Genomic DNA, 24,709 nt, shown 5'->3' on the forward strand with positions numbered 1-24,709 from the left:
GATCATCACGTCCTGAGCGCCGTTAGCTTAGCCGCCTGCCCGAACCGCCCCGGCCCGTAACGCTCCACATCCACCGCCGCCACCACGTCCGGCAGATCACCCCCGGTCAGCAGCGCCGCGCCGATCATCGCGGCGGCGGGCGCGGTCTGGATACCGAACCCGCCCTGCCCCGCGAACCAGAAGAAACCGGCCGCCTGCGTGTCGAACCCATAGATCGGCGCCCTGTCCGGCGCGAAGCTGCGCAGCCCCGCCCACGCCCGTTCGCGCGCCAGCACCGTCCAGTCCACCGTGCGTTGCAGCCGGTCGATCGCCACCGCGACGTCCAGCTCGTCCGGCGCCGCGTCGCCCGGCGGCGCGGGTGTCTCGTCATGCGGCGACAGCCATAGCCGCCCCCCGGCATCGGGTTTCATATAATAGGTCCCGGCAATATCGATGACGAGCGGCAGCGCGGGCGACGGCGCGGGCGACACCGCCAGCTGCACCATGGTCCGGCGCAGCGGCGCGATCGGGATCGGCCTCGCGCCCGCCATCGCCGCCACCGCCCCGGCCCACGCCCCCGCGGCGTTGACGACAATACGAGCCGCCACCCGTCGCCCGTCCGCCAGCGCCAGGTCCCAGACCCCGTCCCGCCGTGCCATCCCGGCCACCCGCGCATCGCGCAACAGATCAACCCCCGCCCGCCGGCCGCGCGCCAGATAGTCGGCGTGCAGCGCCGCGACGTCGATATCGCGACAACTCGGCTCCAGCAGCGCATGCGCATGGCCCGGCCGCAGACCGGGGATCATCGCCTCCAGCGCCGCCCGGTCCAGCCGTTCCAGCCGGATCCGGTCCCCGAACGTCGCCAGCATCGCATCCAGCAGCCCCGCATCCCCCGGCCCCGCCAGATGGACGGCCCCGCGCGGCGCCAGGAACCCGCCGTCGGCCAGCCAGCCGTGCGACGCCGTCGTCAGCGGCTGCACCGCCGGCCCGCCATAGCTTTCGGTCCAGAACGCCGCCGACCGGCCCGTCGCATGATATCCGGGCTGCGACTCGGCCTCGATCAGCAGCACGCGCCCCGCGCCGCCCAGCCCGCTCGCCAGGCTCGCCCCCGCCATGCCCGCGCCGATGATGGCGATGTCGTGGATCACCCGCCGTCCTCCTCGGTCAGGAACGCATCGATCCGCGCCAGCACGGCATCGCGGACGGCGTCCACCTCGCGCAGCAGTTCGTGCGCGCCGTCCGTCCGCATTACCAGCGTCGCGGCCGGCATCCGCGCCGCCGCCGCCCGAATGGCGCGCGGATCGATCAGCCGGTCGCGCTCCGTCCCCACCAGCAGCGTCGGCACTGCGATCCCCTCCAGCACGCCCGGCGCCTGCAACCGCGCGATCGATCGATAGGCGCCCGCTACCCAGCCCCAGCGCGGTGGCACCACGCGGTAGGCCGGGTGCAGCCCCACCCAATGCGTTTCGTCGGCATAGCGATCCGCATCGCCGGTCAGCCGGCCCTGTCGCCCGATCGCCGCCGTCCTACGGTGCGCCAGCGGGCGGTCGCCCTGCCCCATCCGCTGCGCCGCCCGCGCGATCCCGGCGGCCAGCATGGGCGGCAACGGCCGGCTGTTCAGTCCCAGCATCGGCGCGACCAGCACGGCGCGGTCGATACCCACGTCCCGCTCGGCCAGCAGGCGCAGCAGCAGGTGCCCGCCCATCGAATGACCCACCGCGACATGGCGCACCCCGTCCGTTCGCCGCCAGTCGCGGACGAAGCCGCGCAGGTCGTCCAGCATCGCCTCGATCCCGCGGGCCGACGTGCCGGTTCCGTCCCCGTCACCGTCGCCCCGCGACCCGCCCTGCCCGCGCCAGTCGAACCCCGTCACGTCCCACCCCGCGGCATGCCAGTGCGCGATGGTCTCCAGATATTTCTCGGCGAAATCCGCGCGGCCCGTCTGGAACAGCAAACGCCCCCGGGGCGGCCGCCCGTCCGGCTGCGCCCAGTGGAACCGGCGCATCGCCCGGCCGTCCGGCGCGGTCCAGCAGTCGAACAGCAGCCCGCGCGGTATGGCGCGGCGATCGAAGGGCATGGGCGGCATACCCCCCGTTACGGTTTGCTAAGCAAGTCCGTCTAGTGCCGAACGCCATGTTATGGCCCCCGATCCTGCTGCTGGCGCTGTTCTGCGCGGCACTTCTCATGGCCGCCTGGGGCGATATCCGGACCAGGGAGATCCCGAACGCACTCAACGCCGGCATCGCGCTGGCGGCGCCGCTCTGGTGGTGGGCGTCCGGTGTCGATCCGTGGCCGGGCATGGCGCTGCACCTGGGCATCGCGGTCGCGCTGTTCGTCGTCTTCGCCGGCTTCTTCGCGCTGGGTGCGATGGGCGGCGGCGATGTAAAGCTGATCGCCGCCGTGGCGCTCTGGCTGCCGCCCGTCACGGTCCTGCCGATGCTGACCGCGATGGCGCTGGTGGGCGGCGTCCTGACGCTGGTCGTGCTGCTCGCGCACCGCATCGCCCGCAAGCCCGGACAGCCCGAGATCCCCTATGGGGTCGCCATCGTCGCGGCCACCCTGTGGATCATCGCGAACGATATCTTAACCGTGCCGCTACCATAGCAGGGCAGGGTTCGCAGAACCGATCTGGAGGCTGTCGACGACATGGATGGTAAGAAGCTTGGCCTGCTCGCCGGAGCATTGCTGATGGCAGGCATATCCGCCTTCGCCGTGCGGTCGATGGTATCCGGCAGCGGCGCGCCGAGCGCGCTGGCCACGACCCCGGAGGCCGTTCCGGTCGGGCCGGAAGTGCTGGTCGCCACCCGCGCACTGCCGGTCGGCACGATCATCGGGCCGGAAAGCTTCCGCTACACCGCCTGGCCCAAGGACCTGATCGAGAAAGCCTATTATCTGAAGGGCGAAAGCGATGTCGCCGCCCTGCAGGGCACCGTCGTCCGGCAGGAGATCACCGCCGGCCAGCCCGTGACGCAAGGGTCGCTGGTGAAGCCCGGCGACCGCGGCTTCCTGGCCGCCGCGCTCGGCCCCGGCATGCGCGCCGTCACGCTGGCGGTCAGCAGCCAGGCGGGCGTTGCCGGCTTCGTCTTCCCCGGGGATCGTGTCGATGTGGTGCTGACCCAGTCGGTCGGCGGCGGCGAGGGGGAACCGTTGAAGGCCGCCGAGACCATCCTGCGCAACGTCCGCGTGCTCGCCACCGACCAGCGCACCGACAATACCGTGAACGAGGAAGGCAAGTCGGTGGTCTCCACCTTCTCCAGCGTCACGGTCGAAGCGACGCCCAAGATCGCCGAGAAGCTGGCCGTGGCGCAGACCGTCGGGTCGATGTCGCTATCGCTGCGATCGATCGCGGACAACACCGCCGAACTGGAACGCGCCATCGCCGCGGGTGAGGTTTCGGTCCCGGACTCGGCCGATCCGCGCGCCGAACGCCGCATGCTGCTGGAGGTCGCGAGCCGGCCCCAGGAAGGCGACTCGAGCTATTCGACCGGTGCCGACGTGTCACGGTTCCAGCGTTCCACCGTGCCCCGCCCCGCCCCGTCCGCGCCATCCGGCGGGTCGGGCATGTCCATGGCCGTGCCGGCCGCCGTGGCGACAGCGTCCGGCGCCCCCGCGGTCGTAACCGGCCCGGTCGTGCGCATCGCGCGCGGCAACGCCGTCACCGTCGTCCCCACTGGAGGGAAGTGAGATGCGCTTGAAGATCGCCGCGCCCCATGCCGGCGCGATCGGCGCGCTGATCACGGCGGGCATCGCGGCCGGACTCGCAGTCGGCGTGCCCGGCCCTGCCCTCGCCGCGCCGCGCATGGCCCCGCGTTCGGCCGATGCCGGTGGCCACGTGATGCAGATTTCCGTCGGGCGCGGCGAAATGGTCCGCCTGCCGCGCGCCATGTCCGACCTGTTCGTCGCCGATGAAAAAGTCGCCGACGTCCAGGTCCGGTCCGGCACCCAGCTCTACGTCTTCGGCAAGGCCGCGGGCGAAACCACGATGTCGGCCACCGACAAATCGGGCGCGGTCGTCTGGTCCGCTACCGTCCGCGTCGGTCAGAACATCACCAATCTCGATCAGATGCTCGATCTGGCGATGCCCGATGCGGCGATCACCGCGACCCCGATCAACGGCATGGTCCTGCTGACCGGCACCGTGGCGACGCCGGACGACGTGGGGGAGGCCACCCGCTTGGTCCAGGCGTTCTCGGGGGAGGCGACGCAGGTCGTCAGCCGGCTGAAGACCGCCACCCCGCTCCAGGTCAACCTCCAGGTCCGCATCGCGGAAGTCAGCCGCTCGTTCCTGAAAAATGTCGGCGTCAACCTGCTTACCAGCGACAGCACGGGCGGCTTCGGCTTCGGCATCGCACAGGGCAGCAGCATCGATGTCGACACGTTGAAGGTCCTGCGCGGTGATATCGGATCGACTTTGCGCTTCAGCGGCAAGCTGTTCGGCCTAGACATCATCTCGGCGCTCGACCTTGCCGAACAGAATGGCTTCGTCACCACGCTGGCCAATCCGAATCTGACCGCGCTGTCGGGTGAAACCGCCAGTTTCCTGGCCGGTGGTGAAATTCCGATCCCCGTCAGCCAGGGGCTCGGCGCGGTGTCGGTCGAATATAAGCAATATGGCGTCAGCCTGTCCTTCACTCCGTTCGTGCTGTCCGATGGCCGCATTTCCATGCGCGTCCGCCCCGAAGTGTCGCAGCTGACCAGTGCGGGATCGGTGACGCTCAGCGGCTTCACCATTCCGGGCATCACCACAAGCCGGACGGAAACGACGCTGGAACTGGGTTCCGGCGAATCGATGGTGATCGGCGGCCTGCTGTCGAACAACCAGAACAATGCCATCACCAAGGCGCCGTTCCTGGGCGACCTGCCGGTCATCGGCGCGCTGTTCCGGTCGAACAGTTTCCAGCGCAAGGAAACCGAACTGGTGATCGTGGTGACCCCCTATCTGGTCAAGCCGGTCGATGCGAACCGGATCGTGCTGCCGACGGACGGCTATCGTTCGCCGAACGACGCCGCCCGGATTCTGGGCGGACAGTTGGCGGAGGGAACCAACGCGCGCCGGCCCGTGCCCCGCGCGGTGCAATCGGCGCCGGTGCGGCCGATGGCGGGGGTGCCGTCCGGCCGGGGGCGTCCGCCGCTGCCGGGTTCATCGCCGGCCGCCCCCGTCGCCGCCCCCGGCTTCTCCTTCTGACTGCCGACGAAAAGGAAGTCGCCCGATGCGTGCCCTCGTCCTCTCCGCCCTCGCTGGCACCGCCCTTGCGGTCACCGGCTGCAGTTCCGCCACCCATTCCGACAACCGCGGGCTGGAATCGATCAACCAGCCGCTCGTGTCTCGACAGGATTATGCGCTCGACGTGCGCGCCGCCTATGACGGCCTGGCCGATGGCGAGGATCGCCGCCTGACCGGCTGGTTCGACTCGCTGAAGGTCGGCTATGGCGACCGCGTCACCGTGGACGACGGCGCCAATGGCAGCCGGTCGATGCAGGACGCCATCGCCCGCGTGGCCGCGCGCTACGGCCTGCTCATCGGCGAAACGCCGCCCGTGACCGAGGGCCAGATCGCCGACGGCACGGTGCGTGTCATCGTCAGCCGCAGCACCGCCTCCGTGCCGAATTGCCCGAACTGGTCCAGCGCGTCGCAACCCTATAACGACGGGTCGACCGACCGGAACTACGGCTGCGCCACCAACAGCAATCTGGCGGCGATGATCGCCGATCCGCAGGACCTCATCACCGGACGACACGGGTCGGCCAGCCTCAGCACGCGGGCCGCGACCCGCGCGCTCAAGGCGTACAACGAACTGATCCCCACCGGCGTCGCCGGCGCCGTGAAATCCGAAGCCACGGGAGGGAAGTGATGAACGCGCCCTTCCAGATCCGCAGCAGCGCGCTGAAGGAACCGTTCGCGGCCTATGTCTGCGACAGCGCGACCGCCGATGTCCTCGCCCCGGTCGTGACCGAACTCGGCTGGCCGGCGGGCAAGATCCATCTCGGCGGGCTGCGCGCCGCGGTGCAGTCGCTGTCCGTCGCGGCCAGCCCCAATATCCTGTTCGTCGACATGTCCGAAAGCGGCGATCCGCTGAACGACATCAACGGCCTGGCAGAGGTGTGCGAGCCGGGCACGATCGTGATCGCGGCCGGCATGGTCAACGACGTGCGGCTGTACCGTGATCTCGTCGCGTCGGGCATCCACGACTATCTCGTGAAACCCTTTTCGGTCGATCAGGTCCGCGATACGTTCGGCCATGCGCAGATGGTGCTGTCCGGGCCGCGCATCGCCGAACCGTCGGTGGACCGCCCGCATCTGATGTGTGCCGTCGTCGGCGTGCGCGGCGGCGTGGGCGCATCGACGCTGGCCACCTCCTGCGCCTGGCTGTTCGGCGAGAAGCATGGCCGCACCACCGCGCTGCTCGATCTGGATGTGCATTTCGGCACCGGCGCGCTGGCGCTCGATCTGGAACCCGGGCGCGGGCTGACCGACGCGATCGAAAATCCCGGCCGGATCGACGGGCTTTTCCTCGAACGCGCCATGGTGAAGGCCAATCAGCGGTTGTCCGTGCTGTCGGCGGAGGCGCCGATCACCGCGCCGCTCGCCAACGACGGCGCCGCCTTCTTCCAGTTGCAGAACGAGATGAAGGGTGCTTTCGAATGCACCGTCATCGATCTGCCGCGCCACCTGCTCGTCCAGCATCCGCTGCTGATGCAGGATGCGCATGTCACGCTGGTCGTGGCGGATCTGACGCTGGCCTCCACCCGCGATACGATCCGCATCCTGTCTTGGCTGAAGACGACCGCGCCGCAATCACGCATTGTGGTGGTCGCCAACCGCGTGCCCCCCACCGGCCAGAGCGAGGTGAGCCGCAAGGATTTCGAATCCTCGATCGAACGCAAGGTCGATGTACTGCTGCCGTTCGATCCGAAACTGGCGGCGCAGGCCGCCAAGCTGGGCAAGCCGCTGGCCGAAGTCGCCAAGGGCACGAAACTCGGCCAGCAATTGCTCGACATGGCCGCCATGCTGACCACGTCGTCCGACATGCCGCTCGCCGTCCTGACCGGCGGAGCGGGGGGGCGTTCGCTGATGGGCAAGTTCGGCGACCTGAAGGCCATGCTGCCGGCGCGCAAGCCGAAGGAAGCGAAGGCCTGATGGCGATCGCCGGCCGCCTGCCCTCCCGTCCATCCAGCGGATGCCGTCGATGACGATGATGCCCATCCTGATCCTGGTCGCGGCGATGCTCTCGGCCGGCGTCATGCTGGTCGCGGCCTTCGCCGGGCCGTCCGCGGCGAAGGCGCAGAACCGGCGGATCGATGCGGTCAAGCTGCGCCACGGCACCACCAATGTCGTCGAAGCGCAGATGCGCCGCGTCCTGCAACAGCGCGAAACGCGGCTCGACAGCTATTTCACCCGCCTGCTGCCCAACCCCGAAACGATCGCGCGCAAGCTGGAGGCGACGGGCAAGGACTGGACGATCGGCAAATATGCGCTGGTGTCCATCGGGATCGGGTTCGGCGTGATGATCCTGCTGCTCGTCAAGGGCGCGCCGGTCCTGCTGGCCCTGTTCGTCGGGTTGTTCATGGGCATCGGGCTGCCGTACAAGTTCGTCGGCCTGGTTACCGCGCGGCGGATCGCGGCGTTCACCGCCAAATTCCCCGACGCGATCGAACTGCTGGTCCGCGGGCTGCGCTCGGGCCTGCCGATCTCCGAGACACTGGGAGTCGTCGGGTCCGAAGTGCCCGGCCCGGTCGGGGTGGAGTTTCGCGGCGTCGCCGACAAGATGAAGATCGGCCGCACCATGGAGGCCGCGTTGCAGGAAACCGCGGACCGGCTGGAGACCCCGGAATTCCAGTTCTTCGTCATCACCCTGTCGATCCAGCGCGAAACAGGCGGCAACCTGGCCGAAACGCTCGGCAATCTGGCGGACGTGCTGCGCAAGCGTGGCCAGATGAAGCTCAAGGTCAGGGCGATGGCGTCGGAATCGCGCGCCTCGGCCTACATCCTCGGTGCGCTGCCGTTCATCGTGTTCGTCATGATCTACATGGTGAACTCGGAATATATGCTCAAATTCTTCTCTGATCCGCGGCTGATGATCGCGGGCGGCGGCGGCATCGTCTGGATGTCGATCGGTGCCTACATCATGGCCCAGATGATCAGCTTCGAAATCTGACCGGGGACAGACGATCATGGAATCCACCGGTCCCACCCTGCTGGGCATCGACGTCCTCTGGGTCGCGACGATCCTGGCCTTCTTCGCGACCCTGTGTCTCGTCTTCGCGATCTACACCGCGCTCAGCGTGCGCGATCCGATGGCGAAACGGGTGAAGGCGCTCAACGAACGGCGCGAACAGCTGAAGGCCGGTATCACCGCGTCCACCTCCCGCCGCCGAACGAAGCTGAACACCACCAGCCAGGCGACCGACCGGATGCGCACGCTGCTCGGGTCGCTCAAGGTGTTGCAGGATTCGCAGCTGAAGGCCGCCCAGCACAAACTGATCCAGGCCGGCATCCGTTCGAAGGACGCCGCGATCGCGGTGATCTTCGGGCGGCTCGTTCTGCCGATCATACTCGGCGGCGGCATGGCCTTCTACATCTACGGGATGGATGCGTTTCCGGACTGGAGCCCGCTGAAGCAGTTCGGGCTGGCCGCCGGCACACTCATCTTCAGCTACAAGCTGCCCGACATCATCGTGCAGAACAAGATTTCGAAGCGTTCGAAGGAAATCCAGAAAGGGCTGCCCGACGCGCTCGACCTGCTCGTCATCTGCGCGGAAGCCGGGCTGACCGTGGACGCCGCCTTCACGCGCGTGGCTAGGGAACTGGGCAAGGCCTATCCCGAACTCGGCGACGAATTCGGGCTGACGGCGATCGAACTCGGCTTCCTGACCGATCGCCGTTCCGCATTCGAAAACCTGGCGCAACGGGTCGCGCTCGATGCCGTGCGCGGCGTGGTCACCACCATGATCCAGACCGAAAAATACGGCACGCCACTCGCCTCCGCGCTGCGCGTGCTGTCCGCCGAATTCCGCAACGAACGCATGATGCGGGCGGAAGAAAAGGCGGCGCGCCTGCCCGCGATCATGACCGTCCCGCTGATCCTTTTCATCCTCCCGGTTCTGTTCATCGTCATCCTCGGCCCGGCGGCCTGCTCCATCTCGGACAGCATCATCAGTTGAATTTGTCCCCGACCGTCGGGTCATAACCGCTGCGGAACGACTTCCCGCGTCCCGCCGTTGAGGATGGCAGATATAGGGAGGTTCGCGATGCCGGGATTCGATACCAATCAGTGGGCGGTGCTCTTGCTCGTCCTCGTGCTCGGCTGGTTGCTCGGCCTCATGTCGCGGTCGGGCGCGTCCAAATGGCGGCGCGCCTATCGGGCCGAACAGGCGGATCATGCCGCGCTCCGGGCGGAACATGACACGCGCCTTGCGGCCGCGAACGCACGCATCGCCGAACTGGAACGCGCCGCCCCGGTCGCCGGCGGTCTCGGTGCCGGCATCGGCGGCGGGCTTGGCAACGGCCGCACCGGCCAGTGCGACGACCTGTCGCTGATCCGCGGCGTCGGGCTGAGCGGTGCCGCCCGGCTCAACGACCATGGCGTCCACGACTACCGCGACATCAGCCGGATGAGCGCCGCCGACGAAGCCGCACTGGAAAGCCGGATGGGCGTCCAGCCCGGTCACATCGCCCGCGAACGCTGGCGCGAACAGGCCGACATGCTCGCCGCCGGCCGCCATGACGACCACCGCCACCTGTTCTCTTGACCTGAAAGCCCTCCCCCCACCGGAGGAGGATTGGGTGGGGAGCTTGGTCTGGGGAACCTTACCCAACCAGCGCTTTACCCAGAAAAGCCTACCCCAGCCCTCCCTCCCGATGGGGGGAGGAAGCAGGAGTTCACCGCGCCCGCAATGCCGCCTGCGCCGCCGCCAACCTCGCGATCGGCACCCGGTATGGCGATGCCGAGACATAATCCAGCCCGGTCTTCTCGCAGAATGCGATGCTCGCCGGATCGCCGCCATGCTCGCCGCAGATACCCAGCTTGATGTCCGGTCGCGCCGCACGCCCGCGCTCCGCCGCCAGTGCGATCAGCTCGCCGACACCCTCCACGTCCAGGCTGACGAACGGGTCCTTCGCGTAGATCCCCTGATCGACATAGACTGACAGGAACCGGCTGGCATCGTCGCGGCTGACACCCAGCGTCATCTGCGTCAGGTCGTTCGTGCCGAAGCTGAAAAACTCTCCGAACTCCGCGATCTCGCCTGCCTTGATCGCGGCGCGCGGCACCTCGATCATCGTGCCGACCAGATATTCGATCGTCCGGCCCTTGTCGGCGAACACCGCCGCCGCCGCCTTGTCGATCACCGCCTTCATCAGCTCCAGCTCGCGCGCGGTGCCGACCAGCGGCACCATCACCTCGGGGATCGGCGCAGCACCCGTCCGCTCCGCCACATCGACCGCCGCCTCGAAGATCGCGCGGGCCTGCATCTCGTAGATTTCGGGATAGGTCACGCCCAGCCGGCACCCGCGATGGCCCAGCATCGGGTTGAACTCGTGCAGTTCCGCCGCACGCCGCTTCAGCGCCTCCAGCCCCAGCCCGGTCGCGCGCGCGACCTCGACGAACTCCTCCTCCGCATGCGGCAGGAATTCGTGCAGCGGGGGATCGAGCAAACGGATGGTCACCGGCAGCCCCGCCATAATCTCGAAGATCTCGGCGAAATCGGACCGCTGCTCGGGTAGCAGCAGCGCCAGCGCTTTCCGCCGCCCCGCCTCATTCTCCGCCAGGATCATCTGCCGCACCGCGGTAATCCGCGCGGCGTCGAAGAACATATGCTCCGTCCGGCACAGCCCGATGCCCTCCGCGCCGAACTCGCGCGCGGTGCGGCAGTCGTTCGGCGTCTCGGCATTGGTCCGCACCTTCAGCCGGCGGACCTTGTCGGCCCACACCATCAGCGCCGCGAAATCACCCGACAGCTCGGGCTGCACCGTTGGCACCTCGCCCAGCATCACCTCGCCGGTCGAACCGTCGATGGTCAGCACGTCGCCCTCGCGCACCTCGCGCCCGTCGACCTTCATCACCTTCGCCTTGGCATCGATGCTCAGCGTGCCCACGCCGGACACGCAGGGCCGCCCCATGCCCCGCGCCACCACCGCCGCGTGGCTCGTCATCCCGCCCCGCGCGGTCAGGATGCCCTTCGCCGCGTGCATCCCGTGAATATCCTCGGGGCTCGTCTCCACCCGCACCAGAATCACCGACACGCCCTGTTCGGACCGCTTTTCCGCCGTGTCGGCATCGAACACGACCGTGCCGGAGGCCGCACCCGGCGATGCGGGCAGCCCCTTGGCGATCACGTCGCGCGGTGCCTTGGGGTCCAGCGTCGGATGCAGCAACTGGTCGAGCGCCGCCGGATCGACACGGTCGACCGCCTCCTCCTCCGAAATCAGCCCCTCGGCCGCCATGTCTACCGCGATCTTCAGCGCCGCCTTCGCGGTCCGCTTGCCCGCGCGGGTCTGCAACATCCACAGATGCCCGCGTTCCACGGTGAATTCGATATCCTGCATGTCGCGGTAATGCGTCTCCAGCAGGTCGAACACCTTGGCCAGCTCGCCATACACCTCCGGCATGGCCTCTTCCATCGACGCCGCGCGCGCGCCGGCCGCCTCACGCGCCGCCAGCGTCAGATATTGCGGCGTGCGGATGCCGGCGACGACGTCCTCGCCCTGCGCGTTGATCAGGAACTCGCCATAATAGGCCCGATCGCCCTTCGACGGATCGCGCGTGAACGCCACGCCGGTCGCCGACGTATCGCCCATATTGCCGAACACCATCGCCTGCACGTTGACCGCGGTGCCCCAGGCGGCCGGAATATCGTTCAGCCGGCGATAGACCTTGGCGCGCTCGGACTGCCACGATCCGAACACCGCGCCGACCGCACCCCACAACTGTTCATGCACATCCTGCGGGAACGGCTTCTTCCACTGGTCCAGCACGATCGCCTTGTATTCGGTGACCAGCGCCTGCCAGTCCTCCGCGCTCAACTGCGTATCGAGCGTATAGCCGCGGTCTTCCTTGGCGATTTCCAGCGCTTCCTCGAACGCGCCATGGTCCAGTTCCAGCACGACGTCCGAATACATCTGGATGAAGCGGCGGTAGCTGTCCCAGGCGAAACGCGGATCCTCCGACACCGCCGCCAGCCCGGCGACCGTCTCGTCGTTCAGGCCCAGGTTCAGCACGGTGTCCATCATCCCCGGCATCGACGCACGCGCGCCGGACCGGACAGACACCAGCAACGGGTCGGCCGCATCGCCGAACACCTTGCCGGTGATCCCCTCAATATGCTTCAGCCCCGCGGCCACCTCGTCGCGCAACGACTGCGGAAACTGCTCGCCCTCGTCATAGTAACGCACGCACATCTCGGTCGAAATGGTGAACCCCGGCGGCACCGGCAGCCCGATCGACGCCATCTCCGCCAGGTTCGCGCCCTTGCCGCCCAGCAGATTCTTGTCGCCCTTGCCGCCATCGGAAACTCCGCCGCCAAAGCGGTAGACATAACGCGGTACGGCGGCGGTGGGTGCGGAGGCCATGGGCATTCCTTCAAGCAATCGACTTACTGCGCGCACTTGGCGACCCGGACCCGTCTAGGACAACCCTGACAACGCTGGACAAATTCCGGTCCGGGCTACGATCGGCCATGAGGAGGCAGGGGTTGGGCGGTCGAGGATCGATCCAATCGCTTTCGAACAAGGCACCCGTTTGATCGCTTGAGAAGCCGGCGGTCGCAGCAGCAGGATGGGGGGTTGAGCCACCCCCCAAACCCACCGTCATGCCGGACTTGATCCGGGATCCAGAATTCCAGGCGCTGCGTCTGCGTCCCTGGATCCCGGATCAAGTCCGGGATGACGACTCATAAAGGAGAAATCCGGGCGATGAGAAACGCTGGCCCGCCGGCCCGGTCAGGCCTTGCGCCAGTGCAACCGGAGCAGCGGCTTGGCCATCAGCAGCCCGAACAGAAACCCGCCGACATGGGCCGCGGTTGCGATCCGACCGCCCTGCACGGTCGCGAACCCCACCAGAATCTGCAACCCGATCCACGCGGCCGCCAGCCACAGGATCTGCAACGCCGCCCCCAACCGCCCTTCACGGAACCGCCCGCGGCGCTCCCCGTAAAGCAGCGCATAGGCGGCAAACAATGCCGAGACCGCGCCGCTTGCCCCGACCATCGCAACCATGCCGGACGGATCCACCGCATATTGCGCCGCCGCCGCCGCATAGGCGCCACCGACATACAGCGTCACCACGCCGATCCAGCCGATCGACGGTTCGACATAGCGCCCGCAAAAGCCGAGCATCAGCATGTTGAAAGCCAGATGCACGATACCGGCATGTACCAGCGTCGCACTCAGCGGCGTCAGCCACACCGGCACCGCCCCGTTCAGCGCGAGCCCACCGACCCGCGCCGGAATGAATCCTGCGACGACGCCGATCGTGTCGCTCCACGGCCCCAGAGAGGCCACGGCCCACGCAAGGCAGGTCGCGCCGACCAGGACGGCGGTGGCGCGGGCGGGCGGTAATCGCATGCCGGTCAGCCCGCGCGGTCGAACGGGATCAAATGAACTCGATCTTCGACACGACGTAATAACGGTCGCCCGACGGCACCGTCACCTCGATCTCGTCATCAATCGTCCGGCCGATCAGCGCACGCCCCAGCGGCGAGTTGTAGGAGATCCGACCCAGCTTGGCGTCCGCCTCGGTCTGGCCGACCAGCTGATACTTCACCGGCTTCTCGTCCTCGTCGATCAGGTGGACGGTCGCGCCGAACACCACCTTGTCGCCGGACAGCGTCGTCGGGTCGATCACCTGCGCGCGGGACAGCTTGTCCTCGATATCGCCGATCATCGCCTCGATCTGGCCCTGCCGTTCCTTGGCGGCATGATATTCCGCATTTTCGGAAAGGTCGCCATGCGCGCGGGCTTCCTCGATCGAATCGATCACGCCCGGCCGCTCGGCTTTCAGGAGCGCGAGCTGGTCGCTGAGCATCTTCTGCCCTTCCGCCAGCATCGGCATCTTGTCGACCGTCGCCATGAACTAAACCCCTTCGTAACAAATCGTCCGGCGGGCGCCGTCCCCTTGGACGACACCCGCACCTGCCCGGATATGGTGGTGGTCAGACGTTCGATGTTGGATAATATGCCTGCAAGGGCCGCACTTCAAGCTTGCGGTCCCGCAACGCCGCGATCGCCCGCACCGTGGCCACGCCCGCCGCCGCCGTCGTGTAGGACGGAACCCGATGCTTCAGCGCGGCACGGCGGATCGACGCGCTGTCCTGCAACGACTGCCATCCTTCGGTGGTGTTGAACACCAGCGCGATACCCCCGTCGATGATCCGGTCCACGATATGCGGCCGGCCCTGCGCCACCTTGTTGACCACCTCGACCGGCACGTTCTGTGCCTTCAGATAGGCGGCGGTGCCGTCGGTCGCGACCAGCCGGAACCCCAGCGAGACGAGGTCTCGGACCGCCGGCAGGATGATCGGCTTGTCACCGTCCTTCACCGATACGAACACGGTGCCGGTCAGCGGCAGCATGACCCCGGCACCCAGCTGTGCCTTTGCGAACGCCGTTGGGAAATCGCGATCGATTCCCATGACTTCGCCCGTGCTCTTCATTTCCGGCGACAGGACCGGATCGACCCCGGCGAACCGGTTGAACGGGAACACCGCCTCCTTCACCGCGACATGCGCAATGCGGCGGTCGATCTTCGGCAGGTCGGCCAGCATCTCGCCGGCCATCACCCGCGCCGCGATCTTGGCCACCGGCACGCCGATCGCCTTCGCCACGAACGGTACCGTCCGGCTGGCCCGCGGGTTCACCTCGATCAGGTAGACCGCGCCGTCGCGCACCGCGAACTGGATGTTCATCAGCCCGCGGACCTTCAGCGCATGCGCCAGCACCACCGTCTGGCGCTCTATCTCGGCGATGACCGCGTCGGTCAGGCTGTACGGCGGCAGCGAGCAGGCACTGTCGCCCGAATGGACGCCCGCCTCCTCGATATGCTGCATCACGCCCGCCACCACGACGTCCGTCCCGTCGCACAGCGCGTCGACATCGACCTCGATCGCGTCGCGCAGATACTGGTCGATCAGCACGGGGGAGTCGCCCGACACCTGCACCGCGGTCGCGATATAGGTTTCCAGCTGCGCCGGCCCGTCGACGATCTCCATCGCCCGCCCGCCCAGCACATAGCTTGGGCGCATCAGCACCGGGTAGCCGATCCGGTCCGCGACCGCGACCGCCTCGTCCCGGCTGCGGGCGATGCCGTTGGCCGGTTGCAGCAGGCCGAGCGAGCCGATCAGGTCGGCGAACCGCTCGCGGTCCTCCGCCAGGTCGATCGCGTCCGGGCTGGTGCCGAGGATCGGGATGCCGGCAGCCTCCAGCTCGGCGGCCAGCTTCAGCGGGGTCTGCCCGCCGAACTGGACGATCACGCCCACGAGCGTCCCGTTGGACTGTTCGACGTGCAGGATCTCCAGCACATCCTCCGCGGTCAGCGGTTCGAAATACAGCCGGTCCGACGTGTCATAGTCGGTCGACACCGTCTCCGGGTTGCAGTTCACCATGATCGTCTCATAGCCGGCATCACCCAGCGCGAAGCAGGCATGGCAGCAGCAATAGTCGAACTCGATCCCCTGCCCGATCCGGTTCGGCCCGCCGCCCAGGATCACGATCTTGCGCCGGTCGGACGGCACCGCCTCGTCCTCCGCGGTGCCGTAGGTCGGCGCCTCGTAGGTCGAATACATGTACGGCGTCTTGGCCTCGAATTCGGCCGCGCAGGTGTCGATCCGCTTGAACACCGGCCGCACGCCCAGCTTGTGGCGCAGCGCACGGACCTCCTGCTCGGTCACGCCGCCGGTCATCGCCTTCATCACGTCGTGGATCAGGCCCGATCCGCGCGCCTGCGCCCGGTCCATGCCGCGCAGGTTGGCGGATTGCAGCGCCAGGAACGCCAGCCGCTTGTCGGAGAAGCCCATCGCCTTCAACCGGCGCAGACCCGCCGCATCGCGCGGCAATCCGTCCTGCGCGACCTGCTGTTCGGCCCGGATGATCGCCGCCAGCTGTTCCATGAACCACGGGTCGTAGCGCGCGACGCGGCACACATCGTCCACCGTGAAGCCTTCGCGCAGCGCCTGCGCCGCCACCAGCAGCCGGTCCGGCGTCGGCCGCGACAGCGCCGCCTCGATCACGTCGCGCCGCGCGCCCTGCAGTTGCTCGACGAAGTTCAGTCCCGACAGGCCGGTCTCCAGCCCGCGCAACGCCTTTTGCAGGCTTTCCTGAAAATTGCGCCCGATTGCCATGACTTCGCCGACGCTCTTCATCGCCGTCGACAGCGTGTCGTCGGCACCCTTGAACTTCTCGAACGCGAACCGCGGGATCTTCGTCACGACATAGTCGATCGTCGGCTCGAACGCCGCGGGCGTCGCGCCGGTGATGTCGTTGTCGATCTCGTCCAGCGTGTAGCCGACCGCCAGCTTGGCCGCGACCTTCGCGATCGGAAAGCCGGTGGCCTTCGATGCAAGCGCCGAGGACCGCGACACGCGCGGGTTCATCTCGATCACCACCAGCCGGCCCGACTTCGGATCGACTGCGAATTGCACGTTGGAACCACCTGTTTCGACGCCGATTTCGCGCAATACCGCGATCGATGCATTGCGCATGATCTGATATTCCTTGTCGGTCAGCGTCAGCGCCGGGGCGACCGTGATCGAATCGCCGGTATGGACGCCCATCGGATCCAGATTTTCGATCGAACAGATGATGATGCAGTTGTCGTTGCGATCCCGCACGACCTCCATCTCATACTCCTTCCACCCCAGCACCGATTCCTCGATCAGCACTTCGGTGGTGGGCGATGCGTCGAGCCCGCCGGTCACAATCGCGATGAACTCCTCACGATTATAGGCGATGCCGCCGCCGGTGCCGCCCATCGTGAAGGACGGCCGGATGATCGCGGGCAAGCCCACCGTGTCGATCAGCGCCAGCGCCTCGTCGATCGTGTGGGCCACGTCCGACCGCGGGCTTTCCAGCCCGATCCTGTCCATCGCCTGCCGGAACTTCAGCCGGTCCTCGGCCTTGTCGATCGCCTCGGCGTCCGCGCCGATCATCACGCAGCCATATTTTTCCAGCGTCCCGTCGCGCGCCAGGGCCAGCGCGGTGTTGAGCGCGGTCTGCCCGCCCATCGTCGGCAGGACGGCGTCGGGCCGCTCCTTGGCGATGATCTTGGCGACGATCTCGGGCGTGATCGGCTCGACATAGGTCGCGTCGGCCATGTCCGGATCGGTCATGATCGTGGCGGGGTTGGAATTGACCAGGACGATCCGATACCCCTCCTCTTTCAAAGCCTTGACGGCCTGAGTTCCCGAATAATCGAACTCGCAGGCCTGCCCTATCACGATCGGGCCGGCGCCGATGATGAGGATGCTGGAAATGTCGGTGCGCTTGGGCATGATCCTAGTGGTCCGTCCCGGCTTCCAGATGGCAGCCCCAGCCATCGTAGGTGACGCCGAACTTCTCGGCGATCTCGATCATGCCCGCGGTCAGCGCGTGGATCAGCTCGCGCGTGATCGCCTGTTCGCGCACGACCTCCAGGACATGCTCGCCGTCGTCGCCCTCATACACCTCGTCCGCGTCCCAGCCCTGCGCTTCCAGCGCGTCGGCCAGCGCCTCCAGCTTCTCCGGATCGCCCACGAATCCGACATCCACGTCGCGCGGAATTTCGTGCCGGTCGCCATCGCCCGCCAGATGCTCCAGCAGCGTGTCGTCCTCGGCGTGATGCTCGGCCAGTTGTTCGTCGGTCATCATGTTTCTCCAGTCGGAGGAAGGGCTTAGGCTGCGGTCTTCAACTGCGCCACGAACTGTTCGAACAGATAATGACTGTCCTGCGGGCCGGGGCTCGCCTCCGGGTGATACTGCACCGAGAAAGCCGGCCGGTCGGTCAGCCGCAGTCCGGCGAGCGAACCGTCGAACAGCGAGACATGCGTCGCCTCGGCATTGGCGGGCAACGTGTCGGCATCCACCGCGAAACCGTGGTTCATGCTGGTGATCTCCACCTTGCCGTCCGACGTGCGCCGCACCGGATGGTTCGCGCCGCGGTGCCCCTGATGCATCTTCGACGTCGTGGCGCCCACCGCCAGCCCGAGCAGCTGATGGCCCAGGCAAATGCCGAAGATCGGCTTGCCAATCGCCAGCAGCTCGCGGATCACCGGCACCGCATAGAGGCCCGTCGCCGCCGGATCGCCCGGCCCGTTGGACAGGAACACCCCGTCCGGCCGGTGCGCCATGACCTCGTCATAGCTGGCCGTCGCCGGCACCACCGTCACGCGCGCACCGGCCGCAACCAGGTTGCGCAGGATGTTGCGCTTCAGCCCGTAGTCGATCGCCACGACATGCGGCCCGTCCGGATTGGCGGCGTGCGCGGCATAGCCCTGCCCGAGCGTCCACAGCCCGTCGTCCCAGCGGTAGCTCTGCGTCGCCGACACGTCGCGCGCGAGGTCCATCCCCTCCAGCCCCGGCCAGGCCTGCGCCTGCGCGTGCAGCGCATCGAGGTCGAACATCCCGTCCGCGGCATGCGCGATCACCGCGTTCGGCGCGCCGTGGATGCGGATCGCGCGGGTCAGCGCGCGCGTGTCGATGCCCGACAGCCCGATCCGCCCCTGCCCGCGCAGCCAGGCGTCGAACCGCTGCGTCGATCGGAAATTGCTCGGATCGGTCACGTCCTCGCGCACGATGCAGCCAAGCGCATGCGGGTTGATCGCCTCCACATCCTCCATGTTCGCGCCGACATTGCCAATGTGCGGGAACGTGAACGTCACGATCTGCCCGGCATAGGAGGGATCGGTCATCACCTCCTGATATCCGGTCATCGCGGTGTTGAAGCAGACTTCGCCGACGGCGGCACCCTCGGCGCCGAAACCCCTGCCCCAGATGGTCTTGCCGTCGGCAAGGACGAGGACGCCGGTCGCACCATCGGGGCGCGCGGGTTCGGTCTCGGCCACAGGCGGGCTCCTTTGTTGGTAACGGCGGGTAAGGCGGCGTCGCACTACGGACCGCAGGCCGGGGGGTCAACGCCTATCAAATTTCGGACGGTTGCGCTAACCCTCCCGCTTTCCCGGAAAAGCCGAGGCTCCATGATTCGAGACGATATCGCAGCGGCCCAGATTGCCGCGATGAAGGCCCGCGACAAGGGCACGGTGGACGCGACCCGCCTGATCCAGGCCGCCATCAAGAACCGCGACATCGAACTGCGCACCGCCGCGACCATGCCCGACGACGACCTGATGGTCACCGAAGTGCTGGGCAAGATGATCAAGCAGCGCCGCGAATCGATCGACATGTTCCAGAAGGGCGGCCGCCCGGAACTCGCCGCGAACGAGGCGGCCGAGGTCGTCGTGATCGAACGCTTCCTGCCGACCCAGATGACCGAGGACGAAGCCGCCGCCGCGATCGACGCGATCGCGACCGAACTCGGCGCGACATCGGTAAAGGACATGGGCCGCGTCATGGCCGCGGTGAAGACCGCACATACCGGCAAGATGGACATGGCGCGCGCGAGCGGACTGGTGAAGGCGCGGCTCGCCGGGTGATCGGCGGCCGATAGGAAGGCCCGGGCGCGCGATGAGTCTGACCCCGCAATGGCTGGACGAACTGCGCGCCCGCACGACGCTGAGCACGCTGATCGGCCGCACGGTGAAGCTGCAGAAGGCCGGCCGCGAATATCGCGCCTGCTGCCCGTTCCATCAGGAGAAATCGCCCAGCTTCTACGTCAACGACGAGAAGGGCTTCTACCACTGCTTCGGCTGTTCCGCGCATGGCGATGCGATCAAGTATCTGACCGAGGCGCAGGGCCTGCCGTTCATGGACGCGGTCAAGGAACTGGCCGCCACCGCGGGCATGGAAGTCCCCGCCAATGATCCGCGCGCCGCGGAGCGCCAGGCGCGCGCCGTCGGCCTGCACGACGTCATGGCCGCCGCCGCCGCCTGGTTCACGGAACAGCTCGCCACGCCGGAGGCCGCGCACGCCCGCGCCTATCTCGCCAAGCGCGGCGTCACGGAGCATCAGGGCAAGGCGTTCGGTTTCGGCTTCGCGCCCGATGGTCGCAACCGGCTGAAGGCCGCGCTCGCCAGCTTCGGCGTGCCGATGCTGGTCGAGGCCGGGCTGCTGATCCAGGTCGAGGACAAGGATCCGTACGATCGGTTCCGCGGCCGGCTGATGATCCCGATCCGCGACCAGCGCGGCCGACCGATGGCGTTCGGCGGCCGCATTCTGGGCGATGGCGAACCCAAATATCTGAACTCGCCCGAAACGCCGCTGTTCGACAAGGGCCGCACGCTGTTCAACATCGACCGCGCCGCCGCCGCCGCGCGCAAGGCCGGCCGCGTCGTGGTGGTCGAGGGGTATATGGATGTCGTGGCGCTCGACCGCGCCGGGATCGGCGAAGGCGTCGCCCCGCTCGGCACCGCGCTGACCGAAAGCCAGATGGAACGGCTGTGGAAGATGGCGGACGTGCCGATCCTCTGTTTCGACGGCGATTCGGCGGGGCAGAAGGCGGCGGCCCGCGCGGCCGTCCGCGCGCTGCCGCTGATCCAGCCCGGCCGCACGCTGCGGTTCGCGACGCTGCCGGCCGGCCAGGATCCGGACGACCTGCTGGCCAGCGGCGGGCGCAGTGCGCTGGATGCGGTGCTGGACACAGCGGAGCCGCTGTCCGCCCGGCTGTGGGCGCTCGAGGTCGCCGCCGCCCCGCTCGATACGCCGGAGGCGCGCGCCGGCCTGCGTCGCCGGCTGGCCGATCACGCCGCGACGATCGCCGACCGCGACGTGCGCGAACAATATCAGGCGGACTTTCGCGAGCGGTTCGATGCACTGTTCCAGCGCGCCCCGCGCCAGAACGGGTTTACGAACGGATTCACGCCCGGCCGACCATCCCAGCGCGGCACCTGGAAACCCGGTCGCGGTTTCGTCCCCCCGTCTCGGCCGCTCACGGACACCGCCCGCTCGATCGGCAGCGACGGCGTGACGCAGCGGGTCGTGTCCGCCATCCTGACGGGCATCCTGCGTCATCCGTCCGTGCTGCACGGCCACGCCGAAGCGCTGGCCGCGCTTCCCATCCACGACCACCGGCTGCGCGCGATCCGCGATGCGATGGTGGACGCGGCGTTCGATCCGGCGGCGCTTGAAAGCGGCGGACTCGCCCTCATATTACAGGATGGTGGCCACGAGGCCGTATCGGGAGAGCTGATCCGGACGAACGGTCTTGCCTTTTCCTTTCTCCGCGGCAATGCCGACCCGGATCGTGCGATGCGCGATCTGGGGGCTGTGATCGACGCGGTGGTGGAACGAGCGGAGCTGGAAGCCGCGCTCGACCGGGCAACCGATCGATTCAAGGCGAACCCGGACGACGAGGCAGCGTTTGCCGAACAGTTGCGTTTGGGCGCGGCACGCAACGCCGCCGCCGAAACGCTGGCTACCCTGGTGGCGGACCAGGACGGCCTCGGTAATTGAGATAGGGTATCGGACGGCATGGCGAAAACGAACACGGCGGACACGCAGGACAAACCGGACGCCGGTGATGCGCCGCTGATCGACCTGAACGACGCGACGCTGAAGAAGCTGATCGCGCGGGCGAAGAAGCGCGGCTACATCACCTATGACCAATTGAATGCGGCCCTGCCGCAGGACCAGATGTCCTCCGAACAGATCGAGGACGTCATGTCCGCGCTGAACGAGATGGGCGTCAACGTCGTCGAGAACGAAGAAGGCGGCGAGGAGGAGCAGGCGCAGGAGGACGCGCAGGACGACGCCGAGGAGACTCAGGACGACGGCCCCGCGCAGGTTCTTCAGGCAACCGCCAAGAAGGAAACCGTCGATCGCACCGACGATCCGGTCCGCATGTACCTGCGCGAAATGGGTGCCGTCGAACTGCTCAGCCGCGAGGGCGAGATCGCCATCGCCAAGCGGATCGAGGCCGGCCGCGACACGATGATTCTGGGTCTGTGCGAAAGCCCGATCACGTTCAACGCGATCATCGACTGGTCGACCGCGCTCAACGAAGGCACAATCCAGCTCCGCGAAATTCTCGACCTGGACGCCATGCTGTCCAAGGGGCCGACGCCGGAACAGGTCGAGCAGGCCGAAGAAGGCGACGAGATTTCCGAGAAGACCGCAGGCCCGTCGTTCAAGGACGAGCCCGAGCCGGAGGAGCCTGCCGTCGATGACGAGGAGGGCAGCGAAGGCCGCCCTGCACGCGCATCCGACGACGAGGAGGAAGACAACACCCTCAGCCTTGCCCAGATGGAAGAGACGCTGAAGCCGCTCGCGCTCGAAAAGTTCGCGACGATCACCGCGCTTTACAAGAAGTTCGGCAAGATCCAGCAGGCCCGCCTCGTCGCGTTCGGGATCGGCGACGATTTTCCCGCGTCGCAGGAACGCACCTACCAGCGCCTGCGCGAGGAGTTGACCGAGCAGGTCGAAAGCGTCCAGTTCCACGGCGCGAAGATCGAATATCTCGTCGACCAGCTTTACAGCTTCAACCGGCGGCTCACCGCGCTCGGCGGCCAGATGTTGCGTCTGGCCGAGCGCCACAAGGTGCCGCGCAAGGCGTTTCTCGACGCCTATGTCGATCATGAGCTTGAGGACGGCTGGCTCGAGAAGCACGGCAAGACCGACAAGAAGTGGGCGGCGTTCGCGGCGGCCGAGGGCGACGCGGTCGAGCGCGTCCGTGCCGAGATCGGCGAGATCAGCCAGGCGACCGGCATGGCGCTCACCGAATTCCGCCGCATCGTCAACATGGTGCAGAAGGCGGAGCGCGAGGCGCGCATCGCCAAGAAGGAGATGGTCGAGGCCAATCTCCGACTCGTGATCTCGATCGCCAAGAAATACACTAACCGCGGGCTGCAGTTCCTGGATTTGATCCAGGAGGGTAATATCGGCCTGATGAAAGCTGTCGATAAATTCGAATACCGCCGCGGCTACAAGTTCAGCACCTACGCGACCTGGTGGATCCGTCAGGCAATCACCCGCTCGATTGCGGATCAGGCGCGCACGATCCGCATCCCGGTTCACATGATCGAGACGATCAACAAGCTGGTCCGCACCAGCCGCCAGATTCTGCACGAGATCGGCCGCGAACCGACGCCCGAGGAGCTTGCCGAGCGGCTGTCGATGCCGCTCGACAAGGTCCGCAAGGTGATGAAGATCGCCAAAGAGCCGATCAGCCTCGAAACGCCGATCGGCGACGAGGAGGACAGCCACCTCGGCGACTTCATCGAGGACAAGAACGCGGTCATCCCGGTCGATGCGGCGATCCAGGCGAACCTCAAGGAAACGGTCACCCGTGTCCTCGCCTCGCTCACCCCGCGCGAGGAACGCGTACTCCGCATGCGCTTCGGCATCGGCATGAACACCGATCACACGCTGGAGGAAGTCGGCCAGCAGTTCAGCGTGACCCGCGAGCGCATCCGTCAGATCGAGGCAAAGGCGCTGCGCAAGCTGAAGCACCCCAGCCGCAGCCGCAAGATGCGCAGCTTCCTCGACCAGTAGGATTCGGAACGCGCACCACCCGAATGACAAACCAACCGTAAGACCGACCGTATGTGTGCCCCGGCGAGGGCCGGGGCGCAGACGCTACCGCCCAAGCTAGTCCCCGGCCTGCGCCGGGATGCTATGATGCCGTACTTCGCCGGCCAACCAGATTTGCAAAGCCCCGCCGCACTCGTCAGCCAACTGCCCCCCGGCGTCCGCGAAGATATCCCACCGACCGCGAACACGTCGCCCCCCCGGCGGAGGCCGGAACCTGGACGCTACAGCCTCATCTGGCCCCGCCCTGCGCCGGCTACCGCAACGCCGTGGTTGTCGATTGGCAGAGAGAGCAACTCTCACCTCAGCCGAAAAATCCTCAACACCTCGTATACCCTCTCTTTACGGACACCGGCGTAGAGCTGCCCACATGGCGTTGGGGTCGGGCGTTTCCCGTGGGACTGGAAGTATAGCAATGGCCTCGCAGCCTACTATGGTCGGAACATTGCCGGGGCTCGGGGCCGATCTGCTGGCGCTCGTCCGGCGGGACGGCAGCATCGGCCATGTCTGGCGGCAGGATGACGCCCTGCTCACCGGTCCCGACGCCCCGTGCAACCTGGCCGACGTCGTCCATCATATTGCCGCGGTGCATGCACGTCGTCCGGGGCTGGTCGACCTGACCGGTGGCGGCGGGCTGCTGCAACCGTTCGGCGTTGCCGTCGTCGACGGTTTTTCTGCGGAACGGCGCTATCTCGCGCGGCTCGTCGTCGCGGTCGGCCCGCTGCCGCCGACGCCCGGCCAGACGCTCAGCCAGGCTGCCCTGATCGGGCAACGCCACGCGCTCGAAACGCTGGCCCGGTCGGATCGTGCCGGCTGTGCCGACGGGGCGGTCACCGCATTGCTGATGGACTGGTCGGCGGTGCGGCCGGTGCTGGATGCCGCCGCGGTCCGCTTCGGCCTTACGCCCGACCACGCCGGCCTGCCCGACCTCGCCGCCCTTGCCACCACGATCGATACGGTGGACGAAGGGCCGGGCTTCGCACGCGCGGTCGGCTTCGGCGCACGCCAGCTCCTGCTCCAGCATCGCGGCCTGTGGGATCTGCTGGAGGCCCGCGCCCACGCCCGCCGCGACGCCTGAAGTTCAAGGCCCGACGCCTGACGCCTGATCGCTTGCGGCCCGCCCCG

20 protein-coding genes are annotated in these 24,709 nt (G+C 67.5%); 12 read left to right on the top strand and 8 right to left on the bottom strand.

What is annotated here, in order from left to right; genetic code table 11:
- Window positions 1-5 precede the first annotated feature (5 nt).
- The gene (locus tag BKY59_RS03040; protein WP_076068623.1) at window positions 6-1,127 is read right to left on the bottom strand and encodes an NAD(P)/FAD-dependent oxidoreductase; all 1,122 of its coding nucleotides are present in this window, start codon (window positions 1,125-1,127) and stop codon (window positions 6-8) included.
- Window positions 1,124-2,056: an alpha/beta hydrolase gene (locus tag BKY59_RS03045; protein ID WP_240499932.1), complete on the bottom strand. Its 933-nt coding sequence runs from the start codon at window positions 2,054-2,056 to the stop codon at window positions 1,124-1,126. Before BKY59_RS03045 ends, BKY59_RS03040 begins: the two co-directional genes overlap by 4 nt.
- Window positions 2,057-2,112: 56 nt before the next feature.
- Between BKY59_RS03045 and BKY59_RS03050 the strand changes: the two genes are divergently transcribed.
- The 8 genes from BKY59_RS03050 to BKY59_RS03085 all read left to right on the top strand — a co-directional run bounded on the left by BKY59_RS03050 (window position 2,113) and on the right by BKY59_RS03085 (window position 9,729).
- Window positions 2,113-2,583, top strand: coding sequence for an A24 family peptidase (locus tag BKY59_RS03050; RefSeq protein ID WP_076068625.1), 471 nt, complete (start codon window positions 2,113-2,115; stop codon window positions 2,581-2,583).
- Window positions 2,584-2,625: 42 nt separating this feature from the next.
- Complete coding sequence (gene cpaB / locus BKY59_RS03055; protein ID WP_076068626.1) at window positions 2,626-3,663, top strand: Flp pilus assembly protein CpaB; 1,038 nt, start codon at window positions 2,626-2,628, stop codon at window positions 3,661-3,663.
- Between the two features lies 1 nt (window position 3,664).
- Window positions 3,665-5,164: a type II and III secretion system protein family protein gene (locus tag BKY59_RS03060; protein WP_083671840.1), complete on the top strand. Its 1,500-nt coding sequence runs from the start codon at window positions 3,665-3,667 to the stop codon at window positions 5,162-5,164.
- A 25-nt stretch (window positions 5,165-5,189) separates the two neighbouring features.
- Window positions 5,190-5,831: a CpaD family pilus assembly lipoprotein gene (locus BKY59_RS03065; RefSeq protein WP_076068627.1), complete on the top strand. Its 642-nt coding sequence runs from the start codon at window positions 5,190-5,192 to the stop codon at window positions 5,829-5,831.
- A complete protein-coding gene (locus tag BKY59_RS03070) occupies window positions 5,831-7,117 on the top strand; it encodes a P-loop NTPase family protein (protein ID WP_076068628.1) in 1,287 nt (428 codons plus the stop codon). Before BKY59_RS03065 ends, BKY59_RS03070 begins: the two co-directional genes overlap by 1 nt.
- Window positions 7,118-7,166: 49 nt before the next feature.
- Window positions 7,167-8,135, top strand: coding sequence for a type II secretion system F family protein (locus BKY59_RS03075; protein ID WP_076068710.1), 969 nt, complete (start codon window positions 7,167-7,169; stop codon window positions 8,133-8,135).
- Window positions 8,136-8,151: 16 nt separating this feature from the next.
- Window positions 8,152-9,141 (top strand): type II secretion system F family protein, encoded by a 990-nt coding sequence (locus BKY59_RS03080; RefSeq protein ID WP_076068629.1) that lies wholly within the window; start codon window positions 8,152-8,154, stop codon window positions 9,139-9,141.
- 87 nt (window positions 9,142-9,228) lie between these two features.
- Window positions 9,229-9,729 carry a hypothetical protein gene (locus BKY59_RS03085; RefSeq protein WP_076068630.1) on the top strand — a complete coding sequence of 167 codons (501 nt, stop codon included), beginning with the start codon at window positions 9,229-9,231 and terminating at the stop codon, window positions 9,727-9,729.
- Between the two features lie 130 nt (window positions 9,730-9,859).
- Here BKY59_RS03085 and ppdK read toward each other — a convergent pair whose 3' ends face one another.
- From ppdK to carA, 6 genes are all read right to left on the bottom strand, one after another.
- Window positions 9,860-12,547 (bottom strand): pyruvate, phosphate dikinase, encoded by a 2,688-nt coding sequence (gene ppdK / locus BKY59_RS03090; RefSeq protein WP_076068631.1) that lies wholly within the window; start codon window positions 12,545-12,547, stop codon window positions 9,860-9,862.
- Between the two features lie 369 nt (window positions 12,548-12,916).
- Window positions 12,917-13,540 (bottom strand): rhomboid family intramembrane serine protease, encoded by a 624-nt coding sequence (locus BKY59_RS03095; RefSeq protein WP_076068632.1) that lies wholly within the window; start codon window positions 13,538-13,540, stop codon window positions 12,917-12,919.
- Window positions 13,541-13,568: 28 nt separating this feature from the next.
- Entirely contained in the window at window positions 13,569-14,045 is a 477-nt protein-coding gene (gene greA, locus BKY59_RS03100; protein WP_076068633.1) for a transcription elongation factor GreA, read from the bottom strand.
- A gap of 82 nt (window positions 14,046-14,127) precedes the next feature.
- On the bottom strand, window positions 14,128-17,460 hold the full coding sequence (gene carB, locus BKY59_RS03105) for a carbamoyl-phosphate synthase large subunit (protein ID WP_076068634.1): 3,333 nt from the start codon (window positions 17,458-17,460) through the stop codon (window positions 14,128-14,130).
- Window positions 17,461-17,464: 4 nt separating this feature from the next.
- A complete protein-coding gene (locus tag BKY59_RS03110) occupies window positions 17,465-17,815 on the bottom strand; it encodes a ribonuclease E inhibitor RraB (protein ID WP_083671841.1) in 351 nt (116 codons plus the stop codon).
- 23 nt (window positions 17,816-17,838) lie between these two features.
- Entirely contained in the window at window positions 17,839-19,008 is a 1,170-nt protein-coding gene (carA, locus tag BKY59_RS03115) for a glutamine-hydrolyzing carbamoyl-phosphate synthase small subunit (protein ID WP_076068635.1), read from the bottom strand.
- Between the two features lie 132 nt (window positions 19,009-19,140).
- On the opposite strand from carA, the gene BKY59_RS03120 reads away from it, so the two are divergent.
- The 4 genes from BKY59_RS03120 (at window position 19,141) to BKY59_RS03135 (ending at window position 24,662) form a co-directional block, all read left to right on the top strand.
- A complete protein-coding gene (locus tag BKY59_RS03120; RefSeq protein WP_076068636.1) occupies window positions 19,141-19,596 on the top strand; it encodes a GatB/YqeY domain-containing protein in 456 nt (151 codons plus the stop codon).
- A gap of 31 nt (window positions 19,597-19,627) precedes the next feature.
- Window positions 19,628-21,511 (top strand): DNA primase, encoded by a 1,884-nt coding sequence (gene dnaG / locus BKY59_RS03125; protein WP_076068637.1) that lies wholly within the window; start codon window positions 19,628-19,630, stop codon window positions 21,509-21,511.
- 18 nt (window positions 21,512-21,529) lie between these two features.
- Window positions 21,530-23,548: an RNA polymerase sigma factor RpoD gene (gene rpoD, locus BKY59_RS03130; RefSeq protein ID WP_076068638.1), complete on the top strand. Its 2,019-nt coding sequence runs from the start codon at window positions 21,530-21,532 to the stop codon at window positions 23,546-23,548.
- Between the two features lie 481 nt (window positions 23,549-24,029).
- Window positions 24,030-24,662 carry a DUF6975 family protein gene (locus BKY59_RS03135; RefSeq protein ID WP_240499933.1) on the top strand — a complete coding sequence of 211 codons (633 nt, stop codon included), beginning with the start codon at window positions 24,030-24,032 and terminating at the stop codon, window positions 24,660-24,662.
- Window positions 24,663-24,709 lie beyond the last annotated feature (47 nt).

This window comes from Sphingomonas montana, from assembly GCF_001956315.1.
GTDB lineage: Bacteria > Pseudomonadota > Alphaproteobacteria > Sphingomonadales > Sphingomonadaceae > Sphingomonas_R > Sphingomonas_R montana.

What these genes read in the sequence shown, in the direction of transcription:
- dnaG (WP_076068637.1), top strand. Translation starts at nt 19,628, where the DNA reads ATGAGTCTGACCCCGCAATGGCTGGACGAACTGCGCGCCCGCACGACG.
- ppdK (WP_076068631.1), bottom strand. Translation starts at nt 12,547, where the DNA reads ATGGCCTCCGCACCCACCGCCGCCGTACCGCGTTATGTCTACCGCTTT.
- cpaB (WP_076068626.1), top strand. Translation starts at nt 2,626, where the DNA reads ATGGATGGTAAGAAGCTTGGCCTGCTCGCCGGAGCATTGCTGATGGCA.
- greA (WP_076068633.1), bottom strand. Translation starts at nt 14,045, where the DNA reads ATGGCGACGGTCGACAAGATGCCGATGCTGGCGGAAGGGCAGAAGATG.
- BKY59_RS03120 (WP_076068636.1), top strand. Translation starts at nt 19,141, where the DNA reads ATGATTCGAGACGATATCGCAGCGGCCCAGATTGCCGCGATGAAGGCC.
- BKY59_RS03065 (WP_076068627.1), top strand. Translation starts at nt 5,190, where the DNA reads ATGCGTGCCCTCGTCCTCTCCGCCCTCGCTGGCACCGCCCTTGCGGTC.
- BKY59_RS03085 (WP_076068630.1), top strand. Translation starts at nt 9,229, where the DNA reads ATGCCGGGATTCGATACCAATCAGTGGGCGGTGCTCTTGCTCGTCCTC.
- BKY59_RS03075 (WP_076068710.1), top strand. Translation starts at nt 7,167, where the DNA reads ATGACGATGATGCCCATCCTGATCCTGGTCGCGGCGATGCTCTCGGCC.
- BKY59_RS03110 (WP_083671841.1), bottom strand. Translation starts at nt 17,815, where the DNA reads ATGATGACCGACGAACAACTGGCCGAGCATCACGCCGAGGACGACACG.
- BKY59_RS03045 (WP_240499932.1), bottom strand. Translation starts at nt 2,056, where the DNA reads ATGCCCTTCGATCGCCGCGCCATACCGCGCGGGCTGCTGTTCGACTGC.
- BKY59_RS03095 (WP_076068632.1), bottom strand. Translation starts at nt 13,540, where the DNA reads ATGCGATTACCGCCCGCCCGCGCCACCGCCGTCCTGGTCGGCGCGACC.
- rpoD (WP_076068638.1), top strand. Translation starts at nt 21,530, where the DNA reads ATGGCGAAAACGAACACGGCGGACACGCAGGACAAACCGGACGCCGGT.
- BKY59_RS03060 (WP_083671840.1), top strand. Translation starts at nt 3,665, where the DNA reads ATGCGCTTGAAGATCGCCGCGCCCCATGCCGGCGCGATCGGCGCGCTG.
- BKY59_RS03070 (WP_076068628.1), top strand. Translation starts at nt 5,831, where the DNA reads ATGAACGCGCCCTTCCAGATCCGCAGCAGCGCGCTGAAGGAACCGTTC.
- carB (WP_076068634.1), bottom strand. Translation starts at nt 17,460, where the DNA reads ATGCCCAAGCGCACCGACATTTCCAGCATCCTCATCATCGGCGCCGGC.
- BKY59_RS03050 (WP_076068625.1), top strand. Translation starts at nt 2,113, where the DNA reads ATGTTATGGCCCCCGATCCTGCTGCTGGCGCTGTTCTGCGCGGCACTT.
- BKY59_RS03080 (WP_076068629.1), top strand. Translation starts at nt 8,152, where the DNA reads ATGGAATCCACCGGTCCCACCCTGCTGGGCATCGACGTCCTCTGGGTC.